Here is a 16088-nt window from a genome sequence, read left to right as displayed (position 1 = left end):
CGGTCTACATGCCGCGGAAACGGTGCAGGAACGCACCGCTGACCGGCAGCGATTCCTGCCGGTCGCGCAGGCACAGTTGCCACTTTCCCAGCTCGTCCTTGCGCACGCGGTCGATGGCGGCCACGCGCACCACCACGCCGCGATGCACCTGCCAGAAGGTGTCCGGATCCAGGCCCGCAAGCAGGTCCTTGAGCGGGGTCCGGATCACCGCCTCGGCATCGGCGGTCACCACGCGCACGTACTTGTCCTGCGCCTGGAAGTACAGCACTTCGTCGATACCGATCATGCGCACGCTGTCGCCGACACTGGCGCTGATCCACCGCACCTGCCGGTCGCCATTCGGCCGCAGAGCGGCCTCCAGCTGGTCCACGCGTGCCTGCAGATCGTCCTCGCCGTCGCGGGCGTCAAGACGCTCGCGCAGCCGGGCCACCGCCCGGGCCAGGTGCGCGGGCTGCACCGGCTTGAGCAGGTAGTCGACCGCGCCCGCCTCGAATGCCCGGATCGCGTATGCGTCGTATGCCGTGGTGAACACCACCAGGCCGCCCGCGGCAACCACCGACCTCGCCACGTCCAGGCCGCTGACGCCGGGCATGCGGATGTCGAGGAAGGCCACCGCCGGGCGCAACTCGGCCACCGCCTGCAACGCGGCGATGCCGTCCTCGCATGCGCTCACCGACGACAGCTCGGGCCACGCGTCCGCCAGCATCGAAAGCAGCGCGGCGCGTTGCGGTGCCTCGTCCTCGGCGACGATCGCGATCGGGCCGTCCGCCGTCATGCGGGGGTCGCCCTGTCGCTGGTTGCCGACGACCGGGCGGGTGCTTCCAGCGGCAGCCGGATCTCCGCTTCCACGCCTTTTCCCGGCGCGCTTCGCATGTGCAGGGCCGCACGGCCACCGTAGCGCTCCAACAGTTGCTCGCGCACGTTGGCCAGGCCCACCCCGCTGCCCAGGCCGGGCTGCAGGCCCACGCCATCGTCGATCACCGCCACGTTCAGGTGGTCGGCATCTTCCAGCGCGCGCACCACCACCCGCCCGGGCCCGTGCTTGGGTTCGATGCCATGCTTGATCGCGTTCTCGACCAAGGTGATCAACAGCAGTGGAGGGTAGGGGCGCGCGCGCAGGGCGTCGTCGGCCTCGATCGTGAAGTCCAATCGCCCGCCCATGCGCAGCCGCATCAATTCCAGGTAGCTGGCGCAGATGTCCAGCTGCTGCCCCAGCGTGGAGTGCACCAGCCCGTCGCCGTCGTCGCGCAGTTGCGGGATGGTCGAACGCAGGTGTTCGACCAGGGCGTCGAGCGTGGCCTCGGCCTGCGCCGGGTCCTGCCGTACCAGTGCGCGCACCGACGCCAGCGTGTTGAACAGGAAGTGCGGCTCGACCTGCGCCTGCAGCACGCCCAGTCGCAGGTCGCTGTGCTGCTTGAGTTCGCGCAACTGCGCGACCTCCTGGGCGTGGTGGTTGTCCAGCCAGCGCCGCTGCTCGCTGAAGTAGGCGCGGAGGGCCAGCCCGCCCCCGAACAGTCCGTAGATCAACACCAGTACGGCCAGGTTGATGGCCACCGCGACGACTCGCTCGGCCATCGGCGCCTCGGCCGCCATGTCGGGCAGCGGTTGGCCGTTGTCGCGGTAGGCGGCCTCTACCACCCCTTCGACATAGGACGAAGCCCAGAAGTCGGCGAGGAAGCTGAGCGCGACTCCCACCAGCACCGCCAGCACCACGGCGCGGCGCTCCCTGGCGGCGGGCCAGCGGCGGTAGCGCACCCAGGTGGCAAGCGCGGGACCCGCCGTGGCCATCAGGGTGAAGGCTCCCAGCAGGTGCAACCCCGACAACGCGCCGACGCCGTAGTCGCGCGCGGAGAAGCCCACGGCGAACGCGGTGACCGCGGAGAAGAACGCGATCACCGATGCGAACAGCACCGTTCGTCCCCGCAGCCACGGCCCGCTGAAGACCGGGAACTGGCGGTAGCGGCTCCAGACCGTGTTGCCGCCGATCAGCACCTGCGGCGGCAGCGTGCTGTCCAACGGATACGAGGGCGGTGGCGCTGGGGGAGCTGTCATCGTCATCGGCCTAGCGTCGCGCACCTCGCAGTATCTGGCCACCCTGGTGCAGGGCGAGCGCGATGACCGCGCCATCGTCGCCACGCTGGAACCGGATCTCGATGCCGTGCCGGGCCGCTTCGAACACGTCGGCCGATACCGGCGCCAGCGCGAACGCGCCCTGCCCCGTCGCCTGCGCAAACAGGGTGTCGCCCTGGACGCGGATGGCGAGGGTCATGGAGGGCATCAGGGGATAGTCCCCGGCGTAGGCCTGCAAGTCTTGCGCGGCCAGGCCCGATGCCGATGCCGATGCCGATGTTGGCGTCGCGCCTGCTGTTTCGCCCGCCGGCACCCGCCGTGCCTGCATCACGCCGCCGCCCTGGTGCCAGCTGAAACGGTAGGCCCCATCGGCGCCCCTCTGCGGCCGCAGCAGCGCGTCGAACGCCAGCGGGTAGAAGTCGCCGGCATCGTCGTGTCCCAGCTCGAACGCCGGTTGGCCGGCCGCCTGCATCTCGAGCGCGTCGCCCTTGCGGCGGATTTCCAGCCGGGGCCCGCCCTGCAACTGCCATGTGCCCGCCAGGGCGTCGAGCAGCTCACCCGGCGCCTGGCTGGCCTTGCGCGGAGCACCCAGCGGGACGCGTTCGTCCAGCAGGTGCAGGCCCAGGCTGCCGAGGCCGCCGGTCGAGGTCAGGGCGGTGTCCGACAGCACGACCACGCCCCGCTTGCGTGACGCGTCGAAGGCGACGAACGACGAAAAGCCGCCGGTGCCGCCCTCGTGCACGTGCACGGTGTGTCCTTCCAGCGGCGCCAACATCCAGTTCATCGCCATCGGCTGGGCCGATGCGGTGTCCACGGGTTGCCGGGAGCGCGCAAGCGCCGCGTCCAGGCTGGACGGGCGCTGGCCGAGGTGGGCCTGCACGTAATGGACCATGTCCTGGAGCGTCGCGCGTACGCCGCCCACGCCGGCCAGGTCAGGGTGGAAATTCCACGCCCCCGTCGGCTGCGCATCGGGCGTATGGCCCACGGCGGGTCGCACACCGTCGGGTGGAGCGGAGAGGTACACGCCGTCCATTGACAGCGGTTGCAGGATGCGCTCACTCAACAACGCATCGAAGCCCTTGCCGGCGCGTCGGGCCACCGCGTACGACAGCAACATCGAAGCGAAGTTGGAATACTCGAACCGCGTCCCGGGCGCGCGGTCAAGGGACACCTGGGGCAACACGGCCAGCAGCGCCTGCGGCGTGAGCGCGGCGTAGGGATCGGAAGCGTCATTGACCAGCCCCCCGGGCGGCAATGCCGGCAAGCCGCTGGTATGGGTGACAAGATGCCGAAGCAGGATCGGCTGGCCTTCGAACATGGGCACTTCGCTGCCGGCGGGCAGGTACTCCGCCAGTGGATCGTCCAGGTCGGCTTCGCCCCGTTCCACCAGGTCGGCCAGCAGCGTGGCCGTGAGGGTCTTGCTGACCGAGCCGATTTCGAACGCACTGGACCCATCGATGCGGGGCGCGGCATCGGGGTCGGCGCAGGTGAAGCTGCGGGCGACATCCGTGCCGACCACCGCCACCGCGAAGCATGCGCCGGTGCGATCGCCGTGCAGGCGCTGGGCAACCCGGGCCGCCAGCTCAGAATCGGTCACGGCATGGACGGGCGAGGCGCCCATCGCGATCGCGGACGCAACAAGAAGGGGGCGGAGACGGAGGCGGAAACGGCGATCCATGGCGAGGCTCCTGGGACGGTGGAGCCTCCAGCCTGCCCGCCTGGCGCCCATGGTGCCCGGGTCTGCGACGGAAGCCCTGCTACGGGCGACGGACCCGGCCTGGCAGGCGTGGGCTGTCCCTAGGCACCCGCTCTCGACCCGCGAATCAACCCGCCAGCAGGGCGCTCATGGCCTTCCCATAGCGACCGGCGATCTCCGCACCGCGGCGATGGCGGCCGCCCTCGACCACGCACTGCCCGTCCACCCAGACCCGATCCACCAGGGGTCGGTTGCCACTGAACACCCATCGGTCGATAACGTCTCCGTCGCCCGCACCCGCCAGCAAAGGTGAGTCGACCGCCAACGAAAACGCGTCGCCGGGTCCCCCCGCAGCGATGGTGCCGGTCGCCTGTCCCGATGAAGTCCAGGCACTGTCCACGACGCCTGCCAGCAAGGTCTCGCCCACGCTGCGCACCGCGGCCGAGGCCGCGATGTTGCGCCGGCGCGTCGCCAGGCGCTGGCCGTACTCGAGCCAGCGCAGTTCCTCCACCGGGCTCACCGAGATGTGCGAGTCCGAACCGATTCCCCACGCACCGCCTGCATCCAGGTAATCGCGCAGCGGGAACAGGCCGTCGCCCAGATTGGCTTCCGTCGTCGGGCAGATCGCCACGGTGGCGCCGCTGCGCGCAACCCCGGCAATCTCCGCATCGTCCAGGTGGGTCGCGTGGACCAGCGTCCAACGGGCGTCGACCCGGGCGTTGTCCAGCAACCAGCGGACCGGCCGCGCCCCGCGGATGGCCAGGCATTCGTCCACTTCCCCGGTCTGCTCCGCGATGTGGATGTGGATGCGGCTGTCTCCAGGCAGCGCGGCCAGCACCGTCGACATCGCATCGGGTGGCACCGCGCGCAGGCTGTGCAGCGCGCAGCCGACCCGCATTGTCTTGCCTTCCTCTGCGCGCAGCGCGTCGAGCAGGCGCAGGTAGCCGTCGACGTCGTGCCCGAAGCGCCGCTGGCGCTCGCCCAGCGGGCGCCGGTCGAAACCACCGGCCATGTACATCACCGGCAACAGGGTCAGGCGGATCCCGGTCTCGCGGGCGGCCTGGACCAGCGCGCGCGACATCGCCGCCGGGTCGTCGTAGGAGCGGCCGTCGGGTGCGTGGTGCAGGTAGTGGAATTCGCAGACGGTGGTGTAGCCGGCTTCCAGCATCTCCGCGTACAGCTGCGCGGCGACCGCGTGGAGCGTGTCAGGGTCGAAGCGGCCGGCAAACCGGTACATCGTCTCGCGCCAGGTCCAGAAGCTGTCCCGGTCGCTGTCCCCTCGCCGCTCGGCCATGCCGGCCATCGCCCGCTGGAACGCGTGCGAGTGCAGGTTGGCGACCCCCGGCAGCACGCGCGCCCCGGCCTGCAGGCCCCCGGTCGAACCGTTGGAAACTGGCTGCCAGCCCGCTGCGGGCTGCCAGACGCGTGCGGGGGTCGTGGTCTGCATGCGCGCATTATCGCCCCGGAACGGCGCATCTCCCCTGCCCGCCTACAATGACGCGATGGACGACCAGCACGGCACGCAATGGGACGGGATCGTCGTCGGCGCCTCCCTGGCGACGCTCGACGGCGACAACGGCTACGGCGAAATCCCCGACGGCGCATTGGCCTGGCGCGACGGCGCCATCGTGCATGTCGGCCCGCGCGACGCGCTGCCTGCGGCGCCCGACGCGCTGGCCCGGCAGGTCGTCCGGGCGGAGGGGTGGATCACGCCCGGCCTGGTGGACTGCCACACCCACCTGGTGTTCGCCGGCGATCGCGCCCGTGAGGCCGAAATGCGCCTGCACGGCGAGAGCTACGAAGCGATCGCCCGGGCCGGCGGCGGCATCCTCTCGACCGTGCGCGCGACCCGTGCCGCCAGCGAGGATGACCTGCTGGCGCAGTCGCTGCCGCGGGCCCGGGCGCTGGTCGGCGACGGCGTGACCACGGTCGAGATCAAGTCCGGCTACGGCCTGGACCTGGCCAACGAGCGCAAGATGCTGCGCGTCGCACGATCGATCGGAGAGGAACTGGGCATCCAGGTGCGCACCACCTACCTTGCCGCGCATGCATTGCCCCCCGAGTACGAAGGACGTGGCGATGCCTATATCGATGCCGTCGTCGAATGGCTTCCCCGCCTCCACGCAGAAGGGCTGGTCGATGCCGTGGATGCGTTCTGCGAAGGCATCGGTTTCTCGCCGGCGCAGACGCGACGGGTGTTCGATGCCGCCCGTGCGCTGGACCTGCCGGTCAAGTTGCATGCCGACCAGCTCAGCGACCTGGGCGGCGCGGCGCTGGTGGCGGAGTACGCGGGCCTGTCGGCCGACCACGTCGAGCACACCTCGGGCGAGGGCGTGCGTGCCATGGCGGGTCGCGGAGCGGTCGCCGTACTGCTGCCGGGCGCCTTCCACGTGCTGAGGGAGACCAAACTGCCACCCCTGGAAGCATTCCGCGGCCAGGGCGTGCCGATGGCGGTGGCCACCGACTGCAATCCGGGCACGTCCCCGTTGCTGTCCTTGCGCCAGGGCATGCAACTGGCCTGCATCCACTTCCGGCTGACTCCGGAAGAAGCCCTGCGGGGTGCCACCGTCAACGCCGCCCGTGCCCTGGGGCTGCACGACCGGGGCCGGCTGCGGGTCGGCATGCGGGCGGACTTCACCCAGTGGCGCGTGGGCCACCCCTCCGAGCTGACCTACTGGCTGGGCGGGGACCTGGCGGCATCGGTGCATGCAGCCGGCACGCGGATCGCCTGAGCCGGGAACGCCGCCGCCACCAACGAAAAAGCCCCGCGGTCGCGGGGCTTTTCGATCCGGTGTCGCAACCGTGCGCGTTGCGCTCAGTCCTTGGCGACAGCCTTCTTGGCGACCTTCTTGGCCGGCGCCTTGGCGACGGTCTTGCTGGTCTTCTTGGCGACCGGGGCAGCTGCCGCGCCGGTGGCCTTGGTGGCGCATCCAGCGGTCCGGATATTGCCGTAGCTGGAGTTGAAACGCTTGCCCTTGGCGGTCTTGCGGTCGCCCTTACCCATGGTGCTGCTCCTGAATCCGTAAAGTGAAAAACCGCGCCGATCGGCGCGGAATCCTGCGAGGTGGTCGCATTATATGGCCGCGCAAGTGGCGCGAGCAGCCGCAGAGCCTATCACAGCGGGCGCGTGGCGTGGTTCAGGCCCGTCCCGCCGCGGCATGCGTCAGGCGCAGGTTCAGCAAGTGCGCCAGCGCCAGCATCACCCCGCCGCCCACCATCATCACCATGTGGGTCGTCGAATGGTTGTGCAGCGGCGTGAACGACGCGGCCCACACCAGCGCCAGGCCCGGCAGCAGCAGCGCCCACGCGTGGAAACCACGGTGGCGGCGATAGCCCAGCGTCAACGTAGTGGCGCCCAGCACCGTGGCGAATACCACGAACGCCTGGTCGAAGTCGACCCAGCCACCCAGCTTCAGGCCGAATGCCGGCGCCAACGCCAGCACCAGCGGCAGCAACGCGCAGTGGATAGCGCACAGGAACGACGCGGCGAAGCCGACGCGATCGGCCGTCTCGAGGGACGGGGCCGCTCGCGACCGGGGCATGGCCTTGGAGGGATGCGAGGTCATTTGAAACAATATAACATTCCGTTTCCAATCGCCACCAGTGTAGCCGCCCCCCGTGACGAAAACCTCTCTCTTACGACGCTCCCCTCTGTTCCTGGCCCTGCTTGCCCTGCCTCCCGCGCTCTGGGCGCAGGAGGACCCCCGACACAGCGAACCGACCGACCTGGACGCGATCGTGGTTCGTGCCAGTCCGCTGGTCCGCACCGCCGAGGACCTGACCCGACCGGTCGACGTGCTGGCCGGCGAGCAGCTCGACGCGGCCAAGGCCAACACCCTGGGCGAGACGGTCAACAAGCTGCCGGGCGTGCAGTCGTCGTACTTCGGCCCGGGCGTCGGCCGCCCGATCATCCGCGGCTTCGACGGCGCCCGCGTGCAGGTGCTGAGCGATGGCCTGGGTTCGGGCGACGTGTCCACGGTCAGCGTGGACCACGCAGTGAGCATCGAGCCGTTCCTGGCCAACCAGATCGAGGTGCTCAAGGGGCCGGCCACCCTGCTCTACGGCAGCGGTGCGATCGGCGGCGCGGTCAACGTCATCGACGGGCGCATTCCCGAGGCGGTGACCGACCAGCCCCTGGAAGGCCGGGCCGAGCTTCGAGTGGGCTCGGTCAACGACGAGCGCACCGGCATGGTCCGACTGGACGGCACTGCCGAGGCCGGCAGCGGACACCTGGTGTTCCATTTCGATGCCCTGCACCGCGAAACGGGCGACTTCGACATCCCCGGTTACGCCGAGAGCGAAGCCGCGCACGGCGGCGAGGAGCACGGGGAGGAGGACGCCCACGCTGACGAAGAGCATGACGGGAACGAAGAGGAACACGAAGAACGAGGCGCCTTCGGTGTCCTGCCCAACAGCGCCATCCGCACCGATGCCGCCGGGGTGGGCCTGTCGTGGGTGGGCGAGCGTGGCTTCGTCGGGGTGGGGCACAGCCTTTTCAGCACCCGCTACGGCGTTCCGGGCCATGCCCACGACGAGGGCCACGACGAGCAAGAGGACGAGGGGGCGCACGAGGAGGACGGGCGTGAAGGCGCCGGGGAAGGCGACCACGGCGAAGCGCCCGTGCGCATCGTCATGGACCAGCGCCGCAACGAGTTGCGCGCGGGCCTGGACGACCTGGGCGCATTCCAGTCGCTGCGGGTGAAGCTGGCCAACACCGGCTACACCCACACCGAGTTCGAGGGCGACGAGGTGGGCACCGTATTCGACAACGACAGCACCGAGGCCCGCGTGGAACTGGTCCACCAGACGCTCGCCGGCTGGAACGGGGCGCTGGGCATTCAGTGGTCGCGACGGAAGTTCCTCGCCATCGGCGAGGAGGCGTTCGTACCCGGCTCCGGATCACGCGACACGGGGGTGTTCTGGATCGGCGAGCGCGAGTTCGGACCCGTCACCGCAGAGCTGGGTGCACGCCACGACCGCAACCGCATCGATATCCAGGAAGGCGCAACAGGTCCCGACCGTGAGTTCGACACCACCAGCCTGTCGGCTGCGCTGCGCTGGGACCTCAACCCCGACCTGCACGTCTCGCTGGGGCTGGACCGCGCGCAGCGCTCGCCCACTGCCGAGGAGCTGTATTCCAACGGGTTCCACGTAGCGACCGGGAGTGTGGAGTTGGGCACTCCCGACCTTGAGGTCGAGACCGCCAACCGCGTCGAACTGGGCCTGCACTGGCACGCCGGCCCGGTGCGGGTCAGCGCGTCGGTCTACCACGCGCGCTTTGATGACTTCGTCTACCTGGCCGACACCGGTATCGATGCCGATGGCCCGGTGCGGCTCTGGACCCAAGGCGATGCCACCTTCGAAGGTGCCGAGGGGGAGGTCGACTGGACGTTCGCCGACAACGCCACGGGCGCCTGGGCGTTGCGTGTCTTCGGGGACCTGGTGCGCGCCGAGCTGGACGGCAACGGCACGCGAGAGGTCGCAGTGTCGGTGCCGCATGGCGACCACACCGACGAGCAGGTCGTCGATCTTTCACGGGGCGGCTACCTGCCGCGCATCGCGCCCTCGCGCATCGGCGGTGAGCTGCGATGGACGTCCGGCGCGTGGCGGGCTTCGCTTGGCGCCGTGCGCTACGCCCGCCAGGACGACGTGGCCGCCTTCGAGACCCCGACGCCGGGGTACACCCTGGTCGATGCGCACCTGGCCTGGCATCTCGATACGCCCGGCGGCAATGCCTGGGAAGTGTTCCTGGACGGCAGCAACCTGCTGGACGAGGAGGCACGTCCGCACACCTCGTTCCTCAAGGACCTCTCGCCCCTGCCCGGGCGCGGCATCTCGTTCGGGGTGCGGGCGTTCTTCTGACGTCCGTCGCCCGCGCAGGCCGCCGCGAAGAGCCCGCCACCCGGCGGGTTCGTCGTCTCGTCGCGTATCAAGTAGGCCGGCGCCGAACCTGTCGGAGCGGCTTCAGCCGGGAACGAATACCCGGTACGCATTCGATCCCGTAGGAGCGACGTCAGTCGCGACCGACGTGCATCCGCAGTAGCGAGGGTCGCGACTGACGTCGCTCCTACAAGAGGCAATGGATCGCGGCGGACCAGATGCTCGCGGCTGGAGCGGGCCCCCTGAGGCCACGGTGCGCTGTCGGCTCAGCGGTCAACCGGCCGCCGCACAACTCGCGCACAGCCCGTGCACCTCGAGCGTCTGCGCCTGCGGCACGAAGCCGAGCGCACGGGCGCGGCGGTCCAGCGCGGCGACGATCTGCTGGTCCTCGAGCTCGGTGGCCGAGTGGCAGCGGTCGCAGATCAGGAACGGCACGGCGTGCGGCTCGGAGGCGGGGTGGTGGCACCCGACGAAGGCATTGACCGATGCCAGTTTGTGGATGAACCCGTGCTCGAGCAGGAACTCCAGCGCGCGGTACACCGTCGGCGGCGCGGCGGCGTCGTGCGTGGCCTTCATCAGGTCCAGCAGCTCGTACGCCTTGAGCGGCCGCTTCGCATCGGCGATCAGGCGCAGCGCGTGGGCCCGGATGGGGGTCAGCCGCAGGCCCCGCTGCTCGCACACGCGCTCCACTTCGCCGACGTATGCATCGGCGTCGTGGACGTGGTGGCGTGGATCGGTGCAGGCGTGTCCCATGGGCGTGGCCTAGGCCTGGGCCGGTACTTTTTCGAGCGCCGCGTCGATCCGGGCCAAGGCCTCTTCCCGGCCCGCGAGGTAGACGGTGTGGCCGATGTCGGGGCTGACCTGGGTGCCGGTGATGGCCACGCGCAGCGGTTGCGCCACCTTGCCCATGCCCAGTTCCAGTGCGGCGGCCGTGTCGTGCAACGCGGCATTGATCGCCGCCACCGACCACTGGTCCAGCCCGGCCAGGCGCGCCCGCGCATCGGCCAGCGGCGCGCGTGCGGCCGGCTTGAAGTGCTTGGCCACTGCGGCTTCGTCGTATTCCGTCAGCGGACCGAACCAGACCGCCGCGCGCTCTGCCATCTCCGCGAGCGTCTGCACCCGGTCGCGCAAGGCCAGCACGATGTCCGCCGCGGCAGGGCCGCTTGCCAGCTCGTACCCGGCCTCGCGCAGGTGCCACTGCAGGTGCAGCGCCACGTCTGCGGGTTCGTCGTCCTTGAGGTACTGCTGGTTGAGCCAGCCCAGCTTGGCCGGGTCAAGGCGGGCGGCCTTGGCGTTGACGTCCTTGAGGTCGAACAGCGACTGCAGTTCCTCGACGGAGAAGATCTCCTGGTCGCCATGCGACCAGCCCAGCCGCGCCAGGTAATTGAGCAGTGCGTGCGGCAGGTAGCCCATGTCGCGGTACTGCATGACGTCGGCCGCGCCGGTGCGCTTGGACAACTTCGCGCCTTCCGGGTCGAGGATCATCGGCAGGTGCGCGAAGTGCGGCACGGGGGCGCCGAGCGCCCGGTAGATATTGATCTGTCGGGGGGTGTTGTTGACGTGGTCGTCGCCGCGCACCACGTCGGTGATGCCCATGTCCATGTCATCGACGACAACCGCGAAGTTGTAGGTGGCATAGCCGTCGGAGCGGAAGATCACCAGGTCGTCGAGTTCACTGTTGGCGATCTCGATGCGGCCCTTGACCTTGTCTTCCCAGGCCACGACGCCATCGAGCGGGTTGCGGAAGCGGATGACCCGGTTGGGATCGTCCCGGCGCGGCAGGCCCGCATCACGCGCGGCACCGCTGTAGCGGGGCTTCTCTCCCTTGGCCATGGCGGCTTCGCGCATGGCGTCCAGTTCGTCCCTGGTCTCGTATGCGTAGTAGGCGTGCCCACCCGCGACCAGCTGTTCGGCCACCTCGCGGTAGCGGTCCAGGCGGTGGGTCTGGTAGATGGGGCCTTCGTCGTAGTCCAGGCCAAGCCAGTCCATCGCCTCGAGGATCGCATCGATGGCGGACTGCGTGCTGCGCTCGCGGTCGGTGTCCTCGATGCGCAGGATGAACTGCCCGCTCCGGCGGCGCGCCTCCAGCCAGCAGTAGAGCGCGGTACGCGCGCCACCGATGTGCAGGTAACCGGTGGGGCTGGGTGCGAAGCGGGTGCGGCAGGTCATGCAGGCAGGCTCGGGGCGGACAGACCCGGCATTTTACCGGCCTATGCCCGCCCCTGTTGGCGCAACGCCGGTCCGGAGGAATCCTTGCCGTCTTTGTAGGAGGCGGCTTCAGCCGCGATCGGCATTCCGGCGCCCTGTGGGAGCGCCGCAAGTCACGACAGTCCAGGGCCTGGTCTTTCGCCAAGGACTCGGCGTGCAATCGCGGCTGAAGCCGCTCCGCCGAGGCGCGAATCCCGGGCCCTACAATGCCCCGATGACCACGCTCTTCATCTCCGACCTCCACCTCGACCCCGAGCGTCCGCACATCACCGACCTGTTCTGCCGGTTCCTGGAGGACGAGGCCCGCGGTGCGGACGCGCTGTACATCCTGGGTGACCTGTTCGAGGCATGGGTGGGCGACGATGACCCGTCCGAGGCCGGCACACTCACTGTCGAGGCGCTGCGGGCCGTGGCCGCCGCCGGTACGCCCGTGTCCTTCATCCGCGGCAACCGGGACTTCCTGCTGGGCGAAGCCTACGCGCGCCGCGCCGCCATGCGCGTGCTGCCCGACCCCAGCGTGGTGATGCTGCATGGCCGACCGGCACTGCTGATGCACGGCGACACCCTGTGCACCGGCGACGTCGCCTACCAGGCTTTCCGTGCGCACACTCGAGACCCGGCATGGCAGGCGCAGTTCCTGTCGCAGCCATTGAACACCCGGCTTGCGTTTGCGCAACAGGCGCGAGCCGCAAGCCAGGAACACCAGACCGGGCTGAAGGACAAGGGGACCATGGAGACGATCACCGATGTCGCCCCCGAGGCAGTGGCCGCGACGCTGGCCCGATTCGGGATCGATACCCTGATCCACGGGCACACGCACCGGCCCGCCGTGCATGAGCTGGTGGTCAGCGGGCGCGAGTGCAGGCGGGTGGTGCTGGGGGACTGGTACGAGCAGGGGTCAGTGCTGCGCGTGGACGCCGATGGCATGGCGCTGGCGGCGCTTTAAGCATGGCGGTCACTGATGGCCGTTTGTTCCTGTAGGAGCGACGTAAGTCGCGACCGCGCAACTCCGGCACCTACGGAGGTCGCGACTCACGTCGCTCCTACAGAGACGTGCGAGCTCAATCGCGGCTGAAGCCGCTCCTACAGGGGGTTGCCGGCGAAGCCTTGCAGCAGGGCGAGCTCGTCGTCATCGAAGCCCGCCGCAGCGCGCGCGTCGAGGTTGAACGGCCCGTGCAGCACCGCGTGGGCGTACTCGCCCAGAAGCCGCTTGAATGTCGTCGCCGGCTCGACCCCGGCGCGCTCGCAGTACCAGCGGAACCACCGCGAGCCCGCGGCGACGTGCGCGACTTCCTCGCGCAGGATCACCTCCAGGATCGCCACGGTATCGCCATCGCCCATGCCCTGCAGGCGCACGATCATCCCCGGCGTCACGTCCAGGCCGCGCGCCTCCAGGACGCGCGGGACCAGCGCCATGCGCTCCATTCCGTGGTGCGCGGTCTTCTCGGCCATCTCCCACAGGCCGTTGTGGGCGTCGAAATCGCCGTAGTCGAAGCCCAGCGCGCGCAGGCGGTCACGCAGCATCACGAAGTGGCGCGCCTCGTCGGCGGCGCACGACACCCAGTCGGCATAGAAGGCGTCGGGCAGGCCGCGGAAGCGGTAGGCGGCGTCCCACGCCAGGTCGATAGCGTTGAACTCGATGTGGGCGATGGCGTGGATGAAGGCCGCGTGACCCTCGGGCGTCCCGAATCCGCGCTTGGGCAACTCACGCGGGTGCACCAGCCGTGGGCGGTCAGGGCGGCCCGGCATGCGGATGGGCTCCGGTGGCGGGGCGTCGGCCGGCACGGTCAACCGGCCTGCCGCAAGCGCGCCGGCCGCGGCAAACGTCGCGGCGACCTTTTCGTCGGGCGCGGCCGCAGCAAGGCAGCGGCGGGCGGCATCGAACAGCGTCCCGGTCATCTGTGAACCTGCTGGAGTGGCTTCAGACGCATGTGTCCGACCGGGATACCCGCGGTGCGGATGCAGGAGCGACGTGGATCATGTTCGCCACGCTTCCTGACCGCGGTTCGCGACTTACGTCGCTCCTACAAGTTCCATGGGAACCACTCAGCGAGTCGGGTCCGCGGTTGCAGCATCGCCTGCACAAGCCCATAGCTCAACTACGCGTGGACGCCACCGGGACGCGCCGCGTGCTCTTGGCTTCGTCCGACCGCAGGTGCTTGATGCGCTCGAAGTAGTCCGCCTCGGTGCCGGTGACGTACTCGCCGTTGAAGCAGGAGGAGTCGAAATCGGTAATGCGCTGCTTCGGCCCGGCCACCGCCCGCTCCAAGTCCGCGAGGTCCTGGTAGACCAGCCAGTCGCAGCCCAAGAGCTGCTCGATCTCCTCCTCGCTGCGGTTGTGCGCGACCAGCTCTTCGGCCGTCGGCATGTCGATGCCGTAGATGTTGGGGTGGCGCACCGGCGGCGCGGCCGAGGCCAGGTATACCTTGCGCGCGCCGGCATCGCGCGCCATCTGCACGATCTGCTTGGAGGTGGTGCCTCGCACGATGGAGTCGTCCACCAGCAGCACCACCCGGTTGCGGAACTCCAGCGGGATCGGGTTGAGCTTGCGGCGCACCGATTTCGCCCGCTGGCCCTGCCCGGGCATGATGAAGGTGCGGCCGACATAGCGGTTCTTGATGAAGCCCTCGCGGTACTTCACCCCCAGCACGTTGGCGATCTCCAGCGCGGAGTCGCGCGAGGTGTCGGGGATCGGGATGACCACGTCGATGTCGTGGTCGGGGCGCAGCCGCTGGATCTTCTCACCCAGTGTCTGGCCCATGCGCATGCGCGCCTTGTGCACCGATACGTCGTCCATCATCGAATCGGGGCGCGCGAAGTACACGTACTCGAAGATGCACGGGGTGTGGGTGCGCGGCTCCACGCATTGGCGGGTGTGCAGGGTGCCGTCGGTGGTGGCGACCAGGCCTTCGCCCGGACGCACGTCGCGCACGCGCTCGTAGCCGAGCAGGTCGAGCGCGACCGATTCCGACGCCACCGCGTACTCGTCGCCTTCGGCGCTGGTCCGCTTACCCAGGACCAGCGGACGGATGCCGTTGGGATCGCGGAAGGCCACCAGTCCCAGCCCCAGTACCGCCGCGACCACCGCGTAGCCACCGACGCAGCGACGGTGGGTGCCTTCGATCGCATTGAGCGTGGCTTCCACCGACAGGCTGCCCTGCTCGTCCAGTTCGTGGGCGAAGACATTGAGCAGCACTTCGGAGTCCGATTCCGTGCTGACGTTGCGCCGATCCTGCTCGAACACTTCGCGCTGCAAGGCCTCGGTGTTGATCAGGTTGCCGTTGTGCGCCAGCACGATGCCGAACGGAGAGTTGACGTAGAAGGGTTGGGCTTCGTCGTTGCCTTCGCTGCCGGCGGTCGGGTAGCGGCAGTGGCCGATGCCCAGGTGGCCCTGCAGCACCTGCATGGCGTGCTCGTCGAACACGTCGCTGACCAGGCCATTGCCCTTGTGCACGCGCAGCTTGGTGCCGTGCGCGGTAGCGATGCCCGCGGCGTCCTGGCCGCGGTGCTGGAGCACCGTCAAGCCGTCGTACAACTGCGCCGCCACGTCGTTATGGCCGACGATGCCGATGATCCCGCACATGGTTGAGTCCTGCGTTCAGTGATTCAGCAAGGCGACCGTCGCCGCCGGGTCGGAGTGTCAGGAGCGGCCGTCGCCGGTGACAGGCGTTGGCAGCGCCGGATAGGGCAGTGTGCCGTCCAGCGGCATGGCGCCACCGCGCCTGAGGTCCACCTGTTCGGCCACCCAGTCCGGCAGCCACGCGCGCATCCACTGCGCCCCCGGCACGAACACCGGGACCATCTGCGAGCGCTGCCACTCCGGTTCGCGCGGCATCGTCGTGAGCCCGAGCATAAGCACCAGCGCGCAGGCGACGAACGCCCCGCGCGCCACGCCGATGCCCAGTCCCAGCATCCGGTCCAGGCCCGAGAGGCCGACCGAATGCACCAGCCGGCGGACCATCCAGCCCACCAGCCCGACCAGCACCATTACCGCCAGGAAGCTCAGGGCATAGCCGGCGAGCAACTGTCCCGTGCTGGGCGCAACGCCGCCCGACACCATCATCGCGGCCTGCCCGCCGAAACGGAACGCGGCCCAGCCCGCCAGCACCCACGCGGCCAGCGATGCCAGCACGCCAATGAAACCCCGCATCACCCCCAGCAGCGCCGACACCGCGACGATCGCCAACAGCACCCAGTCCAGCGCGGTCATCGTCGGCCGATCCAGCCCGCGTCG

Annotated in this window: 14 protein-coding genes; 3 read left to right on the top strand and 11 right to left on the bottom strand. The window is 69.6% G+C overall.

The window, feature by feature from the left end; all coding sequences use genetic code 11:
- Positions 1-4: 4 nt before the first annotated feature.
- The 4 genes from ACJQWL_RS07790 to ACJQWL_RS07775 all read right to left on the bottom strand — a co-directional run bounded on the left by ACJQWL_RS07790 (position 5) and on the right by ACJQWL_RS07775 (position 5213).
- Entirely contained in the window at positions 5-775 is a 771-nt protein-coding gene (locus ACJQWL_RS07790; RefSeq protein ID WP_330968068.1) for a LytR/AlgR family response regulator transcription factor, read from the bottom strand.
- Positions 772-2052: a sensor histidine kinase gene (locus ACJQWL_RS07785; protein ID WP_330968067.1), complete on the bottom strand. Its 1281-nt coding sequence runs from the start codon at positions 2050-2052 to the stop codon at positions 772-774. Before ACJQWL_RS07785 ends, ACJQWL_RS07790 begins: the two co-directional genes overlap by 4 nt.
- Positions 2053-2062: 10 nt before the next feature.
- The gene (locus ACJQWL_RS07780; RefSeq protein WP_330968066.1) at positions 2063-3667 is read right to left on the bottom strand and encodes a serine hydrolase; all 1605 of its coding nucleotides are present in this window, start codon (positions 3665-3667) and stop codon (positions 2063-2065) included.
- 226 nt (positions 3668-3893) lie between these two features.
- Complete coding sequence (locus ACJQWL_RS07775) at positions 3894-5213, bottom strand: formimidoylglutamate deiminase (RefSeq protein ID WP_330968065.1); 1320 nt, start codon at positions 5211-5213, stop codon at positions 3894-3896.
- 55 nt (positions 5214-5268) lie between these two features.
- On the opposite strand from ACJQWL_RS07775, the gene hutI reads away from it, so the two are divergent.
- The gene (gene hutI, locus ACJQWL_RS07770) at positions 5269-6498 is read left to right on the top strand and encodes an imidazolonepropionase (RefSeq protein ID WP_330968064.1); all 1230 of its coding nucleotides are present in this window, start codon (positions 5269-5271) and stop codon (positions 6496-6498) included.
- Positions 6499-6581: 83 nt separating this feature from the next.
- Here the strand turns inward: hutI and ACJQWL_RS07765 are convergent, their stop codons facing one another.
- Together ACJQWL_RS07765 and ACJQWL_RS07760 are read right to left on the bottom strand one after the other, a co-directional pair.
- Positions 6582-6770 carry a 30S ribosomal protein THX gene (locus ACJQWL_RS07765; protein ID WP_330968063.1) on the bottom strand — a complete coding sequence of 63 codons (189 nt, stop codon included), beginning with the start codon at positions 6768-6770 and terminating at the stop codon, positions 6582-6584.
- A 133-nt stretch (positions 6771-6903) separates the two neighbouring features.
- Positions 6904-7308, bottom strand: a complete 405-nt coding sequence (locus ACJQWL_RS07760) for a MerC domain-containing protein (protein ID WP_330968062.1) — start codon at positions 7306-7308, stop codon at positions 6904-6906.
- A 76-nt stretch (positions 7309-7384) separates the two neighbouring features.
- Between ACJQWL_RS07760 and ACJQWL_RS07755 the strand changes: the two genes are divergently transcribed.
- Complete coding sequence (locus ACJQWL_RS07755; RefSeq protein WP_330968061.1) at positions 7385-9628, top strand: TonB-dependent receptor; 2244 nt, start codon at positions 7385-7387, stop codon at positions 9626-9628.
- Between the two features lie 291 nt (positions 9629-9919).
- Here ACJQWL_RS07755 and ACJQWL_RS07750 read toward each other — a convergent pair whose 3' ends face one another.
- Both ACJQWL_RS07750 and gltX read right to left on the bottom strand, forming a co-directional pair.
- A complete protein-coding gene (locus tag ACJQWL_RS07750) occupies positions 9920-10399 on the bottom strand; it encodes a transcriptional repressor (RefSeq protein ID WP_330968060.1) in 480 nt (159 codons plus the stop codon).
- A gap of 9 nt (positions 10400-10408) precedes the next feature.
- Positions 10409-11815, bottom strand: a complete 1407-nt coding sequence (gltX, locus tag ACJQWL_RS07745; protein WP_330968059.1) for a glutamate--tRNA ligase — start codon at positions 11813-11815, stop codon at positions 10409-10411.
- 253 nt (positions 11816-12068) lie between these two features.
- Here gltX and lpxH point away from each other — a divergent pair, with 253 nt between their 5' ends.
- Positions 12069-12800 (top strand): UDP-2,3-diacylglucosamine diphosphatase, encoded by a 732-nt coding sequence (gene lpxH, locus ACJQWL_RS07740; RefSeq protein ID WP_330968058.1) that lies wholly within the window; start codon positions 12069-12071, stop codon positions 12798-12800.
- A gap of 137 nt (positions 12801-12937) precedes the next feature.
- Here the strand turns inward: lpxH and ACJQWL_RS07735 are convergent, their stop codons facing one another.
- The 3 genes from ACJQWL_RS07735 to ACJQWL_RS07725 form a co-directional block, all read right to left on the bottom strand.
- On the bottom strand, positions 12938-13753 hold the full coding sequence (locus ACJQWL_RS07735; RefSeq protein WP_330968057.1) for a ferritin-like domain-containing protein: 816 nt from the start codon (positions 13751-13753) through the stop codon (positions 12938-12940).
- 196 nt (positions 13754-13949) lie between these two features.
- Positions 13950-15437, bottom strand: coding sequence for an amidophosphoribosyltransferase (gene purF / locus ACJQWL_RS07730; RefSeq protein WP_330968056.1), 1488 nt, complete (start codon positions 15435-15437; stop codon positions 13950-13952).
- Positions 15438-15494: 57 nt separating this feature from the next.
- Positions 15495-16064 carry a CvpA family protein gene (locus tag ACJQWL_RS07725; protein ID WP_330968055.1) on the bottom strand — a complete coding sequence of 190 codons (570 nt, stop codon included), beginning with the start codon at positions 16062-16064 and terminating at the stop codon, positions 15495-15497.
- Positions 16065-16088 lie beyond the last annotated feature (24 nt).

It is taken from the genome of Novilysobacter viscosus (assembly GCF_046600715.1).
Lineage (GTDB): Bacteria > Pseudomonadota > Gammaproteobacteria > Xanthomonadales > Xanthomonadaceae > Lysobacter_C > Lysobacter_C viscosus.
This window is presented reverse-complemented; position numbering and strand designations above follow the sequence as displayed.

Bases quoted from the DNA above. Each gene is read 5' to 3' on its own strand.
- ACJQWL_RS07790 (WP_330968068.1), bottom strand. From the start codon at position 775: ATGACGGCGGACGGCCCGATCGCGATCGTCGCCGAGGACGAGGCACCG.
- ACJQWL_RS07785 (WP_330968067.1), bottom strand. From the start codon at position 2,052: ATGACAGCTCCCCCAGCGCCACCGCCCTCGTATCCGTTGGACAGCACG.
- ACJQWL_RS07775 (WP_330968065.1), bottom strand. From the start codon at position 5,213: ATGCAGACCACGACCCCCGCACGCGTCTGGCAGCCCGCAGCGGGCTGG.
- hutI (WP_330968064.1), top strand. From the start codon at position 5,269: ATGGACGACCAGCACGGCACGCAATGGGACGGGATCGTCGTCGGCGCC.
- ACJQWL_RS07765 (WP_330968063.1), bottom strand. From the start codon at position 6,770: ATGGGTAAGGGCGACCGCAAGACCGCCAAGGGCAAGCGTTTCAACTCC.
- ACJQWL_RS07760 (WP_330968062.1), bottom strand. From the start codon at position 7,308: ATGCCCCGGTCGCGAGCGGCCCCGTCCCTCGAGACGGCCGATCGCGTC.
- ACJQWL_RS07750 (WP_330968060.1), bottom strand. From the start codon at position 10,399: ATGGGACACGCCTGCACCGATCCACGCCACCACGTCCACGACGCCGAT.
- gltX (WP_330968059.1), bottom strand. From the start codon at position 11,815: ATGACCTGCCGCACCCGCTTCGCACCCAGCCCCACCGGTTACCTGCAC.
- lpxH (WP_330968058.1), top strand. From the start codon at position 12,069: ATGACCACGCTCTTCATCTCCGACCTCCACCTCGACCCCGAGCGTCCG.
- ACJQWL_RS07735 (WP_330968057.1), bottom strand. From the start codon at position 13,753: ATGACCGGGACGCTGTTCGATGCCGCCCGCCGCTGCCTTGCTGCGGCC.
- purF (WP_330968056.1), bottom strand. From the start codon at position 15,437: ATGTGCGGGATCATCGGCATCGTCGGCCATAACGACGTGGCGGCGCAG.
- ACJQWL_RS07725 (WP_330968055.1), bottom strand. From the start codon at position 16,064: ATGACCGCGCTGGACTGGGTGCTGTTGGCGATCGTCGCGGTGTCGGCG.